9 protein-coding genes are annotated in these 14261 nt (G+C 68.6%); 8 read left to right on the top strand and 1 reads right to left on the bottom strand.

The genetic code is table 11. The annotated features are described in order from the left end of the window. Positions 1-14: 14 nt before the first annotated feature. Complete coding sequence (gene arfA, locus V6U86_RS01660; protein ID WP_334497575.1) at positions 15-1538, bottom strand: arabinosylfuranosidase ArfA; 1524 nt, start codon at positions 1536-1538, stop codon at positions 15-17. 377 nt (positions 1539-1915) lie between these two features. On the opposite strand from arfA, the gene V6U86_RS01665 reads away from it, so the two are divergent. From V6U86_RS01665 to V6U86_RS01700, 8 genes are all read left to right on the top strand, one after another. Continuing rightward, positions 1916-4288 carry a glycoside hydrolase family 3 N-terminal domain-containing protein gene (locus V6U86_RS01665; protein WP_334497576.1) on the top strand — a complete coding sequence of 791 codons (2373 nt, stop codon included), beginning with the start codon at positions 1916-1918 and terminating at the stop codon, positions 4286-4288. Positions 4289-4603: 315 nt separating this feature from the next. Continuing rightward, positions 4604-5599, top strand: coding sequence for a LacI family DNA-binding transcriptional regulator (locus tag V6U86_RS01670; RefSeq protein ID WP_334497859.1), 996 nt, complete (start codon positions 4604-4606; stop codon positions 5597-5599). 211 nt (positions 5600-5810) lie between these two features. Continuing rightward, entirely contained in the window at positions 5811-7952 is a 2142-nt protein-coding gene (locus V6U86_RS01675; protein WP_334497577.1) for an alpha/beta hydrolase, read from the top strand. 104 nt (positions 7953-8056) lie between these two features. Then, on the top strand, positions 8057-9397 hold the full coding sequence (locus V6U86_RS01680; RefSeq protein ID WP_334497578.1) for an ABC transporter substrate-binding protein: 1341 nt from the start codon (positions 8057-8059) through the stop codon (positions 9395-9397). Positions 9398-9472: 75 nt separating this feature from the next. Beyond that, the gene (locus V6U86_RS01685; protein ID WP_124774813.1) at positions 9473-10414 is read left to right on the top strand and encodes a carbohydrate ABC transporter permease; all 942 of its coding nucleotides are present in this window, start codon (positions 9473-9475) and stop codon (positions 10412-10414) included. Continuing rightward, a complete protein-coding gene (locus V6U86_RS01690; RefSeq protein ID WP_334497579.1) occupies positions 10415-11299 on the top strand; it encodes a carbohydrate ABC transporter permease in 885 nt (294 codons plus the stop codon). Between the two features lie 87 nt (positions 11300-11386). Further along, positions 11387-13114, top strand: coding sequence for an IlvD/Edd family dehydratase (locus V6U86_RS01695; RefSeq protein ID WP_334497580.1), 1728 nt, complete (start codon positions 11387-11389; stop codon positions 13112-13114). A gap of 102 nt (positions 13115-13216) precedes the next feature. After that, complete coding sequence (locus tag V6U86_RS01700; RefSeq protein ID WP_334497582.1) at positions 13217-14209, top strand: LacI family DNA-binding transcriptional regulator; 993 nt, start codon at positions 13217-13219, stop codon at positions 14207-14209. The last annotated feature ends 52 nt before the right edge of the window (positions 14210-14261 follow it).

Below are 14261 nucleotides of genomic sequence, written 5' to 3' on the forward strand. Positions count from 1 at the left end.
CGTTCGTCAGCCGATCATCGAGTCGCGTCGGTGGCGCGAAGTCGCAGCATCGTCCAGGACGCGGGCGGGAGAGCCAGCTGGACACTGGCGTCGCCGCCGCGTGCCGTGTCGTTGGGACGCGGCGTGGCGTGGTCCGGACCGTCGGCCGTGTTCTTGGCGTGCAGGTCGGTGCCACCGACGGTGACGCACTCGATGATGTCGGTCACCTGGGCGCCGGCGACGTCGATGGTCACCTCGGCCGGGGTGTCGAGGGCCCGGTTGACGAGGAAGACGGTCATCTCCCCGGTGCTGTCGTCCCAGGTGGAGACCGCGTCGACCGCGTCGACCTCGCCGTAGCGGTCGGTGCTCGTCGTGCTGCCGTCGCGCAGCACGTCCAGCACGGCGCCCTGGGCGTGCCGGGCGGTGCGGGCGAACGGGTGGAAGATGGTCTGGCGCCAGGCCGAGCCGCCCGGCTCGGTCATGATCGGCGCGATGACGTTGACGAGTTGGGCCTGGCAGGCCGCTGTCACCCGGTCGCTGTGCCGGAGCAGGCTGATCAGCAGGCCGCCGACGACGACCGCGTCGGCCACGCTGTAGTGATCCTCCAGCAGCGGCGGCGCGACCGGCCAGTCCTCGCCGCTCGGCGGCGTGGACGGGGCTGCCGACTGGTACCACACGTTCCACTCGTCGAACGCGATCATGATCTTCTTGGTCGACCGGCGGATCGCTCCGACCGAGTCGGCGATGGCGGTGACGGCGTCGATGTACCTGTCCATCTCCTCGGCCGAGGCGAGGAAGCTGGCCAGGTCGTCGTCGACCGGCTGGTAGTAGGCGTGCAGCGAGATCAGGTCGACGTCGTCGTACGCCTCGGTCAGCACGTCGCGCTCCCAGCTGCCGAAGGTCGGCATACCGAGGTGTGAGGAGCCGCAGGCGACGAGTTCGAGATCGGGGTCGAAGCGGCGCATGGCCTTCGCGGTCTGCGCCGCGAGACGTCCGTACTCGGTCGCGCTTCGCTGGCCCACCTGCCACGGGCCGTCCATCTCGTTGCCCAGGCACCACAGCCTGATCCCGTACGGGTCGATCGCGCCGTTGTCGCGGCGCTGGTCGGCGAGGTGACTCCCACCGCGGTGATTGGCGTACTCGAGCAGGTCGACGGCCTCGGCGGTGCCCCGGGTGCCGAGGTTGACCGCCATGATCGGATCGAGGTCGGCCTTGCCGACCCAGCGCATGAACTCGTCGAGCCCGAACGCGTTGGTCTCCAGGCTGTGCCAGGCGAGGTCGAGCCTCGTCGGCCGTTTGTCGACCGGGCCCACGCCGTCCTCCCAGCGGTAGGAGGAGACGAAGTTGCCGCCCGGGTAGCGCACCGTGGTGACGCCCAACTCGCGCACCAGCGCGAGGACGTCGCCCCGGAAGCCGTCGGCGTCGGCCGTCGGGTGCCCCGGCTCGTAGATTCCGGTGTAGACGCAGCGCCCCAGGTGCTCGACGAACGAGCCGAAGAGGCGGCGTGGCACGGGTGCGACGCGTCGGCGAGGGTCCAGGGTCAAGCGGGCCGTGTTCACGACGTGCGCCGGCGCGCTGTCGGGGTGGGTGTTCAGGGCTGGCTCCCTTCGTGCGAGGTCCGACGCGGAGATCTCTACCTGAGCGCCAGGACCGAGGGGTGGTGGAGGCGGTGCGACCTCTGGACAACGTGATCGGCTTCGATTACGTTGTCGATCAATGTAAACGTTACCGATTACGTTTACGTAAGGGAACACGGCACCTGGATCAATGTGTGGTCGGCACGGCCCCTGGGGCATGCCGCCCCAGTTGGCCAGGGGTCCGCCTCCCGCCCGCTTCGCCGCCACCGCCTCCCGGCCCCAGCCCTCGGCCAGGCGCAGGTGCCGTGGTGGCCGACGAGGCCGCAAGACCAGCTTGTCGCGGTGATTGGGGTGACCGGGTGACCACTGTTGAGCCGGAGATCGAGGCGACCTACACCGATGCGACGGCGCCCGTCGACGAACGGGTGTCGGATCTGTTGGCCCGGATGACCCGCGAGGAGAAGCTCGCGCAACTGGGCAGCACGTGGGCGTTCACCCTGCTGGAGGGCGGGAGGTTCGCGCCGGAGCGGGCCCGGCCGATCCTTGGACACGGCCTGGGGCACGTGACCCGGATCGCGGGCGCGACCAGCCTGAAGGCGGCACAGGTGGCGCGGGCCGCCAACGCCGTCCAGCGCTTCCTGGTGACCGAGACCCGGCTGGGGATCCCGGCGATCGTGCACGAGGAGGTCTGCTCGGGGGTGATGGCCCGGGAGGCGACCATCTTTCCGCAGGCGATCGGCGTCGCGAGCACCTGGGCGCCGGAGCTCAACCGGCAGATGGCCGACGTCGTCCGCGCGCAGATGCGCGCCATGGGAAGCCACCAGGGTCTCTCGCCGGTGCTGGACGTGGCGCGCGACCCACGGTGGGGCCGGACGGAGGAGACCTACGGCGAGGACCCGTACCTGGTGTCCCGGATGGGGGTGGCGTTCGTCCGGGGCCTGCAGGGCGCCGACCTGACCGACGGTGTCCTCGCCACCGCCAAGCACTTCGTCGGCTACGGAGCATCCGAGGGTGGGTTGAACTGGGCGCCGGCCCAGCTGCCGCCGCGGCTGCTGCGCGAGGTGTACCTGTATCCGTTCGAGGCGGCCGTCCGCGAGGGCGGCCTCCAGTCGGTGATGGCCGGCTACCACGAGCTCGACGGCGTTCCCTGTCATGCCAACCAGGAGCTCCTCGCCGACGTCCTCCGTGGTCAGTGGGGCTTCACGGGCAGCGTGGTGTCCGACTACTTCGCCGTCAACGACCTCCACTCGTACCACCACTTCGCGCAGGACAAGCAGCAGGCCGCGGCGGTGGGTCTCGGCGCGGGCGTGGACGTCGAGCTTCCGGCGACGGACGCGTACGCGGACGCCCTCAGCCACGCTCTGGACGCCGGCGAGGTCAGCGAGGCCCAGCTCGACGAGGCGGTCTCGCGGGTCCTTCGGCACAAGATCGAACTGGGGCTCTTCGAGAACCCGTACGTCGACGAGGACACGGCCGCGACGACGGCCAACGCCGATCGGCACCGGGACGTGGCGCTCGAGATCGCCCGCCGCAGCCTCGTCCTGCTGAAGAACGACGGCATCCTGCCGCTGCTCGCCGAGGCCGGAACGGTCGCGCTCATCGGCCCGAACGCCGACAACGCCCGACACCTGCTCGGTGACTACTCGTTCGCGGCCCACATCGAGGCGTTGATCGCCGCGCGCAAGCGGCGCGGCCTGCTCGGCGAGATGATGACGATCCCGGACGATCTGGAGATCGACGAGAGCACCGACGGTGTGCCGACGGTGCGTGACGAACTCGCGGCGCGGCTGGGCGACCGGCTGCGCTTCGCCCCGGGCTGCGACGTGCTCGATCCGTCGACGGAGGGCTTCGCCGAGGCGGTCGCGGTCGCCGCGGCGGCCGACGTCGCGGTGCTGGTCCTGGGCGACCGCTCGGGGGTGACGCTCGGGACCACCACCGGGGAGTCGCGGGACCGGTCCAGTCTGGACCTGCCGGGCGTGCAGGAAGAGTTGGTCCGTGCGGTCGTCGCCACCGGCACGCCGGTCGTGGCGGTGCTCGTCGCCGGCCGACCCGTCGCCGGTGACTTTCTGCACGAGGAGTGCGCCGCGGTGCTGATGGCCTGGCTGCCGGGGGAGACCGGGGCGCAGGCGATCGCCGAGGTGCTCCTCGGTGAGGTGAACCCGAGCGGAAGGCTGCCGATCTCGTACCCCCGTAGCGTGGGCCAGATCCCCGTCTTCTACGGGCACAAGGTTTCCGGCGGCCGATCACACTGGCACGGCGACTACGTGGACTCGCCGGTCGCGCCGCGATACGTCTTCGGCCACGGCCTCGGGTACACCTCGTTTGCGATCGACGAGGCCACGGTGCGCAGCGCCGAGGTCCGCGCCGGGGACAGCGTCGGGGTCGAGGTCACTGTCACCAACACCGGACAGCGGGCGGGGGAGCAGGTCGTGCAGCTCTACGTCCGCGACCCGCAGGCGACGATCACCCGGCCGGTGCTGGAGCTGAAGGCCTTCAGCCGCGTCGCGGTGGGCGCCGGCCAGCGGGTGGCGGTGCGCTTCGAGCTCCCCACGGGCCAGCTCGGTTTCTACGACCGGAGCATGACCTACGCGGTGGAGGCCGGGCAGATCGAGGTGTACGTCGGTTTCTCGGCTGCCGACCACATCCACGCCGGCAGCTTTGTCATCAGCGCGGACCCGAACCAGCCGACGGCGAAGGTCTTTACCGGGACCACAGAAGTTCGGCAGCTGTGATCGTTCACCTGGGCCTGGGAATGGTGTTTGACGGAGCGTGCCGTCCTGTTGTCAACGAGTAGGACCAGCGCAGAAAGCGGCGCTCCGTTTCGCCCGCTGAGAGGGAGCGCTGTTCGCGTTCTCCGCGCGGCAACTGGTGGTCAGCCGCCCCGTTGCGCGTATCCGGTTTGGACCCCTTCTCCACCGTCGACTAAGGGCGAAGAGGTCTTGTGTTCGTAATCGTTCTCGGATACGTTGGCAACATCCTGGAAACGTAACCGATAACGATTGCAGTCCAGAGAGAGCGGCATGATTGAAGCCAATGCGCCGGTAACAATGAGTGATGTCGCCCGAGTCGCCGGCGTTTCCACCGCCACCGTCTCGCGCGTGGTCAACGGGCATTACGGCGTCAGCGCTCGCACGGTCGCTCAGGTGCGTTCCGCGATCGACCAACTCGGCTACGAGTCGAGTCTGGTGGCCACCAGCCTTCGGCGTAGCCGCACCAACGTTCTGGGCCTCGTCGCGCACAGCTTCCAGTCGTACACGGCGGAGGTGCTCAAGGGCGTGATGAAGGCGCTGAGTCGCTCGGGCTTCGATCTGATCATCTACGCCAACAGCGACCTCTACGGGTCGTATTCGGAGGGCTGGGAGCAGCGGCACCTCACCCGCCTGTCGGGCACCCTCACCGACGGGTGCATCGTCGTCACGCCCTGGGGTGACATCCGCAGCCGGACGCCGGTCGTGGCCATCGACCCGGTTCGGGGCTCGGCGGCGCCCTCGGTGATGGCCGACAACCTCGCCGGTGCCGTCACCGCGGTCGAGCATCTGCTCGGCCTGGGTCACCGGCGCATCGGGTTCATCGCCGGCCGCGACAGTCTGGCCTCGGCGTGGTCGCGGGAGGAGGGCTACCGGGCCGCGCTGGCCAACAGCGGTGTCGCGGTCGATCCGACACTGATCGGTCGAGGTGATTTCAACCCCGAGTCGGCAGCGCCCCTGGCGCGAGTCCTGCTGCAACGACCGGACCCGCCATCGGCGATCTTCGCGGCGAGTGACGGGATGGCCCTCAAGGTCCTGGAGGTCGCCAGGGAGTTGGGGTTCTCCGTGCCCGGCGACCTGTCCGTCGTCGGGTTCGACAACATTCCCGAGTCGGCGTCGACCGAGCCGGGTCTGACCACTGTGGACCAGTCGATGTATCAGCTCGGGTACGAAGCCGCCCGGATGCTGAAGTCACTGGTGACCGGCGAGTGGGACGAGCCTCGCCAGATCGTGCTCCCGACCAGCCTCGTCGTGCGCAGCTCGACCGCACCACCGAAGAGCGCGGCACGACCATGACACCCGCCCATGGGCGCAAGCCTGATCGCTCCCGACAGAGCGATCAGGTCAGCTGTGCCCGTGGCAGCAGCTTCAAGGAGGTGAACGCAACACACACGGCCAGATCCACCGTTGAGTTGAGCCGGTCAGTCGGGTCGCATCCGCTGCCGGCACATGAAAGGAGTGGAGTATGACTACCGGACAGTATCATGGGCGCCTACGCCGTCCGGGCGTGCGTCGACGACTCTCGGCGGCGTTCACCGCTGGCGTCATCGCCACCGCGGCGGTGCTCCTCGCGCCGCAACCCGCAGCGGCCGACACGCCCTGGTTGGAGGTCTCCCAGGACCGCTACGCCTCGTTCGCCGTCCCGGCGGCGTACGTCCAGGAGAAGCTGGGCACCGTCTCGCAGGTCGTCGTCGAGGGAAACTTCGGTCCGTCCGCCAGTTGGGCGGAGTTTGGCCTGACCCGCCGGGGTGACGTGTGGTCCGGCGTTCTCGGCGCGCTCGAACCGGGGCTCTACAACTACCAGTTCACCGCCGACGACACCCTGACCATCAAGGACCCGACGAACAGCGCCAGTGTCGCGTCCAATCCGCTCCTGAGCACCTTCCTCGTCGGGGGTGACTCGGCACGGTGGCTGGTCGACGCGCCAACGGGCACCGGCGGCAAGATCGAGACGCTGACCTATCGCACCAGGAACGCGCAGCGCTCGGCAGTGGTCTGGACGCCACCGGGCTACGCGGCCAAGGGCCCGAAGGGTTACCCGGCGCTCTTCCTGCAGTCGGGTGACGGTGTCGCCGCGACCGACTGGCTCGATCTCGGTCGAGCCAAGCAGATCCTCGACAACCTCTCGGCCTCAGGCGCGATGACCCCGATGGTGGTGGTGATCAACAACGCCAACGCCGCGGAGGACAAGGAGTTGAAGGACCTCCGGAAGGCGGTCACCGACAACTACCGGGTCCTCCGCGACCCGGCGCACCAGGCGATCGCCGGTGTGTCCGACGGTGGCACGCAGGCGCTGCGGGCCGCGCTCACCAAGCCGGGTCAGTTCGGTTACGTCGGCTGGTTCTCGGGCAGGTCGGCTCCGGAGATCGACCGGAAGGACGCCAAGGCGATCAACCGCAGCGTCAAGCTGCTGCGCCTGTACACCGGTAACGTCACCGATCCCGCGCACAACGCCACCTACCGACTGACGAAGGCGTTGGACCGAGCCGACGTCCGGTTCGAGTTCGACGGGGTCAACCCGGACGGGGGCGCGAACTGGACCACCTGGCAGGAGAACCTCGTCGACTTCCTGCCGCGACTCTTCGGTCACGTGCGGGACCACGGGCCGAGCCCCGGTCACCAGCCGCTCAAGCGGGAGTTCACCGCGCCGCCGGCCGGCACCACGCCAACGCCCTTCGTCACCGAGGACGGGTTCGTCACCTTCGAGACGACCACCGACTTCACTGACGCCCAACACGTCACGGTCTGGGCGAACGTTGCGCCGGGCGGCAGTTGGCTGCGACTGCCGCTGACCCGCGACGGTGATCGTTGGCGGGCGACAGTGGGTCCGCTGAAGCCCTGGTTCTACTACTACCGGCTGATCGTGGACCGGGTCGCGGTCAAGGACGCCTCCAACCCGACGAAGGTGACCACGGAACCGATGTGGAGCACCTTCTTCATTCCCGGGCCCGGTGCCCGACTGCTGTCGGACGTGCCCGCCGGTCAGGGCGGGAAGGTCGAGAGCATGACCTATGCCAGCACGGTGGCCGGCCAGGACCGCACCGCGCTGGTGTGGACCCCACCGGGGTACGACCCGGGCCGGGCGCAGCCGTACCCCGTCCTCTACCTGCAGCACGGCGGCGGTCAGAACTACACGGACTGGGTCGAGATGGGCCGTGCCAAGCAGATCCTCGACCATCAGTACCTCGACGGTGATCTCACGCCGATGGTGGTCGTGATGGGCAACGGCAACTCGTCGAACTTCAACCGGGAGTTGCGGGAGAACATCGTTCCCACGGCCCGTGCCCGCTACCACATCTCCAGCGACCCGTCGCAGCAGGCCCTCGCGGGCCTGTCGATGGGCGGCGGGCAGGCGTTCGGGGTGCTGCGGGCCTACCCGGGCGAGTTCGCCTACGTCGCGGCGTTCTCGGCCGGGTTCGGTAGCGGCACCGGCGTCGACGTGGCGGCGATCAACAACGGCACCAAGATGTTGCGCCTGTACGTCGGTGACCAGACCGACTTCGTCTACCCGAGCTTCATGGCATCGCTGACCACGTTGAACGACCTCGGCATCCGCTACGAGTTCGACGGGGTCACCCCGGGGCCGCACGGCTGGGACGTGTGGCAGAAGAACCTCATCGACCTGGCGCCGCGTCTGTTCAAGCGCTAGGGGCCATCGCTGGCGACGCCACCGGGAGCAGGGCTTCCTGCCCCCGGTGGCGCCCGCCAGCGCATGGATGTTGTGCACCGCCATCGCCGAAGGGAACCATCTCAATGAAGAGAAGACGGATACTCGCCACGGTAGCCATGCTCGCGGCGGGGACCGGCCTCGTCGCCTGCTCCTCCGACGGGGGCGGCAGCGACGCGAGCAATTGCACGAACACCATCACCAAGAAGGACCTGCCGGTCGTGACGATGTGGGGTTGGTACCCCAACACCCAGCTCGTCGTCGACAACTTCAACAAGCAGCACGACGATGTGCAGGTCTGCTGGACCAACGTCGGTCAGGGCGGTGACGAGTACGACAAGTTCCAGACGGCCATCTCGGCGGGCACCGGCGCACCTGACGTGATCATGGTCGAGGCGGACCGGATCCCGACCTTCCAGATCCAGGGCGCGCTCGTCGACATCAAGCAGTACGGCTACGACGCGGTCAAGGCCAACTACAGCGAGGGCGCCTGGAAGGACGTGTCGGTCGGCGACGCGGTCTACGGCGTCCCGGTCGACGGTGGCCCGATGGGCATGATCTACCGCAAGGACATCTTCGATAAGTACAAGATCACCCCGCCGAAGACCTGGGCCGAGTACGAGCAGGCCGCGCAGAAGGTGAAGGACGCCGGCGGCCCGCTCTTCGGCGACTTCGGCGCGAACGTCCCGGCGGTCCTGATGGCGCTCCAGATCCAGAAGGGCGCTACGCCCTTCACCTTCGATCCGGCGCAGCCGAAGGCGATCGGTGTGAAGCTCAACGACCAGTCTTCCAAGGACGTGCTGGACTACTGGGGTGGCCTCGCCAAGAAGGGCCTGGTCGGCACGCAGAACCAGTTCACCCCGGAGTACATCTCCGGCGTGATCAACGGCAACTACGCGACGTACATCTCGGCGGCGTGGGCACCCGGCTACCTCACCGGCGCGGGTGTCGGCAAGGGGCAGGACACCGGCAAGTTCGCGGTGGCGCCCCTGCCGCAGTGGGACGAGGCGAGCCCGGTGCAGGTGAACTGGGGCGGGTCGGCGTTCTCGGTGACCAAGCAGGCGAAGAAGCCGGAGCTGGCCGCGAAGGTCGCCTACGGGCTCTACGCCGACAAGGAGTCGCTCACCGACGGCTGGACCAACCAGATCATCTTCCCGCTGAACCTCACGGCGCTCAAGGACCCCGCGTTCATCGACCTGAAGGTGGCGTTCTTCGACGGCCAGCAGGCGAACAAGGAGGTCTACGTCCCCGCCGCCGACGACTACAAGGGCGTCCAGTACGCCCCCTTCGGCCAGTACTACCTCGACGCCATGGAGAAGCAGGTCAGCGAGGTCATTAAGGGCTCCGTCACCGGTTCGCAGGCTGCCGACCGGCTCCAGGAGGACGTGGCGAAGTACGCCAAGGAACAAGGCTTCACCGTTCAGTGACCGGATGGGTGGGCCGCGCCGCACTGAGCGGCCGGCCCACCCTCCCCCCTCAGCGTCCACGTCCCGGAGACCAAGATGACATCCCTGACCGAGAAGCGCGCAGCGCGTACACAGCCTGAGACGCGCAAGATCCGTGGCAAGGTACACCTTCGCGAGCACCTGATGGGATGGCTCTTCGTCGGGCCGTTCGGGGTCGTGTTCCTGGCGTTCCTCATCGCCCCACTGGCGTACGCGCTGTACCTCAGTCTCTTTCAGAAGAAGCTGATCGGCGGCACCAGCTTCGTTCTCTTCGACAACTACGTGAAGGCGTTCACCGACCCGAGCTTCCTGTCCGGGGCGTGGTTCGTCATCCGCTTCTCGCTCGTCTCGATCCCGGTGCAGATCATCATCGCGCTCGCGATGGCCCTCATCCTGGACTCGGTGACCACCCTGTTCGCCCGCTTCTCCCGCCTCATGATCTTTCTGCCCTACGCGATCCCGACCGTCATCGGGGCCGTGATGTGGGGGTTCCTCTACAGCCGGGGGTTCGGCCCGCTCACCGACATCTTCGGGCTGTTCGGCGCGACCGCGCCCGACTTCCTGGGCAGCGACCTGATCTTCTACGGGCTGCTCAACGTCGTCACCTGGCAGTGGGCCGGCTACTACATGATCATCCTGTACGCGGCGTTGCAGGGCGTCGACCCGACGCTCTACGAGGCGGCCCGGATGGACGGCGCCGGGCGATGGCAGATCGCCACCCGGATCAAGATCCCGCTGATCGCGCCGGCGCTGATCCTGATCCTGGTCTTCTCGCTCATCGGCACCCTGCAGTTCTTCAACGAACCGCAGATCCTCCGGTACCTCGCCGCGGGCACGATCGGCTCGGACTTCACCCCGAACATGTACGCGTACCAACAGGCGTTCTCGCTCGCCAACTTCAACTACGGCTCCGCGATCTCCTTCGCCCTCGGCGGGATCGTGTTCATCTGCGTGTACGCCTTCCTGTTCTTCACCCGCAAGCGGAGGAGCTTCCTCTAGATGACCGACCGCACCAGCGTCCGCGCCGGCGCCCGCCGACCGCAGCGCTATCTCCCCATGCAGATCCTCCTCGGCTTCCTGGTGATCTACTTCCTCGTACCGTTCTGGTGGGTCATCGTCAACAGTTCCAAGGACGCGCCGGGCCTCTTCGGCGGCGGCAACACCCTCTGGTTCACCGACCAGATCGACTACCTCGGCAACCTCAGGCAGCTCTTCACCTACGACGGTGGCATCTACCTCCGGTGGATCCTCAACTCCACGCTGTACGCCATCGCCGGCGGAGTCGGCGCCACCGTCCTGGCGGTCATGGCCGGCTACGGTTTCGCCAAGTACCGGTTCGCGGCCCGCCGCTTCAGCTTCGCCGTCGTGCTCGGCGCGCTGATGGTGCCCGCCACCGCTCTGGTCATCCCGACCTTCATCATGTTCTCCCGGCTCGGCCTGACGAACACGGTCTGGGCGGTGATCCTCCCGTCGCTGCTCAACCCGTTCGGCGTCTACCTGATGCACGTGTACGCACGCGACGCGGTGCCCGACGAACTCCTGGACGCGGCGCGGGTCGACGGCGCGGGAGAGTTGCGGACGTTCGTTCAGATCGCTCTTCCGCTGATGCGTCCCGCGGTGGTCACCGTGTTGCTGCTGTCGGCCGTGGCGTCCTGGAACAACTACTTCCTACCCCTGGCCATGCTCTCCGACAACCGGCTCTTCCCGGTCACCGTCGGCCTCGGCCTCTGGCAGGGAATCGCGTCGGCCAACAACGCGGGAGGCACCTCACTGTGGAGCCTCATCATCCTGGGCTCCCTGGTGTCGGTGATCCCACTGATCATCGCGTTCTTCAGCCTCCAACGACACTGGCGCGGCGGCCTGTCCGTCGGAGGTCTCCGGTAGGCCGCGCCGGCGCCACCAGCCAACTCACCACACGCGCAATTATCGCCGCACTGCACGCGGCCGGACGGATGACAGAGAGGGGTGCTGATGTCGACGACGAATCGACCGCTGCGCAGCGGGCAGTGGTTCGGTGCGGAAGGCCGCAACGGGTTCATCCATCGGTCCTGGATGCGCAACCAGGGGTTCGCGGACGACGTCTTCGACGGTCGCCCGGTGATCGGCATCGCCACCACCTGGTCGGAGCTGACGCCCTGCAACGCCCACCTGCGCGACCTGGCCGAATCGGTGAAGCGGGGCGTGTGGGAGAGCGGTGGCCTGCCGTTGGAGTTTCCGGCGATGAGCCTGGGCGAGCCGCTCATGCGACCCACGACCATGCTCTATCGCAACCTGCTGGCGATGGAGTTGGAGGAGTCGGTCCGGGCCAACCCGCTCGACGGGGTGGTCCTGCTCTCCGGCTGTGACAAGACCACGCCCGGCCTGCTGATGGGGGCGGCGAGCGTCGACCTGCCGACCCTGATGATGACCGGCGGCCCGATGCTCAACGGCAAGTTCCGTGGCCAGGACATCGGTTCGGGCACGGTCGTCTGGCGTTTCACCGAGGAGATGCGGGCCGGTCGGATGAGCGCGGCCGACTGCTCCGAGGCGGAGGTCGGCATGTCCCGCAGCCGGGGCCACTGCATGACAATGGGTACGGCGTCCACGATGGCCTGCGTGACCGAGGCGCTGGGTGTGCAACTGCCGGGGGCCGCCGCCGTGCCGGCGGTCGACTCCCGGCGGTACGCGCTCGCGCAGGCTGCCGGACGTCGGATCGTCGCCATGGTCGAACAGGATCAACGGCTGTCCTCGGTGCTCACCAGGCAGGCGTTCGAGAACGCCATCCGGGTCAACGCCGCGATCGGCGGTTCCACCAACGCGGTCGTGCACCTGCTCGCGATCGCCGGACGCCTCGGTGTTCCCCTGTCGCTGGAGGACTTCGACATCCTCACCGCCGACGTGCCCATGCTCGTCAACCTCATGCCGTCCGGTGCGTACCTGATGGAGGACTTCGCCTACGCGGGCGGCCTTCCGGTGGTGATGAAGGAGCTCGCCCCGCTGCTGCACATGGACCACGTCACCGTCAGCGGCAGGAGCGTGGCGGAGAATGTCGATGGCGCCCAGTGCTGGAACCGGGACGTCATCGGCACCCTGGAGGAGCCGTTCCAGCCCGCCGGCTCGGGCACCGTGGTGCTGCGCGGGTCGCTCGCGCCGTCCGGGGCGGTGTTGAAGGTCTCCGCCGCCTCCGCCCACCTCCTCACGCACACCGGCCCGGCGCTCGTCTTCGACCGGATCGAGGAGTACGTCGCCGCCGCCGACGACCCGGACCTCGACGTCACCCCGGACACGGTGATCGTCGTACGCAACGCAGGCCCTCGGGGTTACCCCGGCTTCCCGGAGGTGGGCAACGTGCCCATGCCACGACGACTGCTCGCCGCCGGCATCACGGACATGGTGCGGATCTCCGACGCTCGGATGAGCGGCACCGGCTACGGCACCTGCGTCCTGCACGTGGCGCCGGAGGCGTCAGTGGGTGGCCCGCTCGCGCTGGTCCGCACCGGTGACCTGATCTCCGTCGACGTTTCGACGCGCCGCCTGGACCTCCTGGTCGACGACGCGGAACTCGCCCAACGCCGCTCCACCTGGCAGCCGCCGAAGCCGGTGGCCGACCGCGGTTGGGTACGGCTGTACAGCGAGCACGTTCTGCAGGCTGACAGCGGCGCCGACCTCGACTTTCTCGTCGGTGGCAGCGGCAGCGCGGTGCCCCGTCACTCACACTGACGGACTAGTCCCACGAGGAACTGATCCCATGGAAGAACGGACGGCCCGCCAGTGCGAGTTCACGCAAAGGCCGCTGTGACAGCGGCCGACCGGCCACCGGTCATGGCCGACGTCGCTCGCCTGGCGGGCGTGTCACACCAGACGGTGTCCCGAGTCATCAACGGGGCACCCAGCATCAGGCGCGAGACGCGGGAGCGGGTCCTCGAGGCCATTCGACGACTCGACTACCGCCCCAACACGGCCGCCCGTGCGTTGGTTCGCGGGCGGTCCGGGATGATCGGCATCATCGGCACGGCCAGGACCCTGTTCGGTCCGACGAGCATCCATCGCAGCGTCGAGGACGCCGCCCGTGCGGCCGGCTACTTCGCCACCTCGGTGAGCCTCTCCGAGGTGACGGTACGGGCGCTCAGCGACGCGACCGAACACCTCATGCGCGTCGGCGTGGAGGGCGTCGTGATGATCGCCGGCAACGACGAGGCCCTCGAGGTGGTGCGGATGACACGTTCGGGTGTCCCCTTCGTCGTCGTGGAGGGCGACCTGTCCAGGGCCAGCGTGACCGTCGGCGTCGACCAGGTGCTCGGCGCCCGGATGGCCACCGAACACCTCCTCGACCTCGGACATCGCGAGATCGTGCACGTGAGCGGCCCGCTCAACTGGGCCGAGGCCCGCGCCCGCCTCAAGGGTTGGCGTCAGGCGATGAGCGCGGCGGGCCTACGCCCGGCGGAGCCGATCGAGGGCGACTGGAGGGCGCACAGCGGCTACGTCGCCGGGCTGCGGATCGGCGCGATGCGCGGCACCACCGCCGTGTTCGCCGCCAACGACCAGATGGCCATCGGCGTGCTGCGCGCGCTGCACGAGCGCGGGCGGCGGGTGCCGCAGGAGATCTCGGTCGTCGGATTCGACGACGTCCCCGAGGCGCCCTACCTCATCCCGCCGTTGACGACGGTCCAGCAGGATTTCGGCGCGGTCGGTCGCCGGGCCATCACCGCTGTCACCCAGGCCATCGACGACACGGTGCCGCAGCGCCTGCCGCTGGTCATCCCCAAGCTCGTGGTGCGGCAGAGCACGGCGCCGCCGACCCGGGCCAGCAGGTGAGCGGGGCGGGGCTGCGCGAACGGGCGGGAGCCCCGCGTGTGGCAGGGGCTCC

Origin of the sequence: Micromonospora sp. CPCC 205558, from assembly GCF_036902955.1 — a bacterium.
Lineage (GTDB): Bacteria > Actinomycetota > Actinomycetes > Mycobacteriales > Micromonosporaceae > Micromonospora.

Coding starts and splice junctions, on each gene's coding strand:
- V6U86_RS01690 (WP_334497579.1), top strand. CDS start 10,415: ATGACCGACCGCACCAGCGTCCGCGCCGGCGCCCGCCGACCGCAGCGC.
- V6U86_RS01680 (WP_334497578.1), top strand. CDS start 8,057: ATGAAGAGAAGACGGATACTCGCCACGGTAGCCATGCTCGCGGCGGGG.
- V6U86_RS01695 (WP_334497580.1), top strand. CDS start 11,387: ATGTCGACGACGAATCGACCGCTGCGCAGCGGGCAGTGGTTCGGTGCG.
- V6U86_RS01685 (WP_124774813.1), top strand. CDS start 9,473: ATGACATCCCTGACCGAGAAGCGCGCAGCGCGTACACAGCCTGAGACG.
- V6U86_RS01700 (WP_334497582.1), top strand. CDS start 13,217: ATGGCCGACGTCGCTCGCCTGGCGGGCGTGTCACACCAGACGGTGTCC.
- V6U86_RS01670 (WP_334497859.1), top strand. CDS start 4,604: ATGAGTGATGTCGCCCGAGTCGCCGGCGTTTCCACCGCCACCGTCTCG.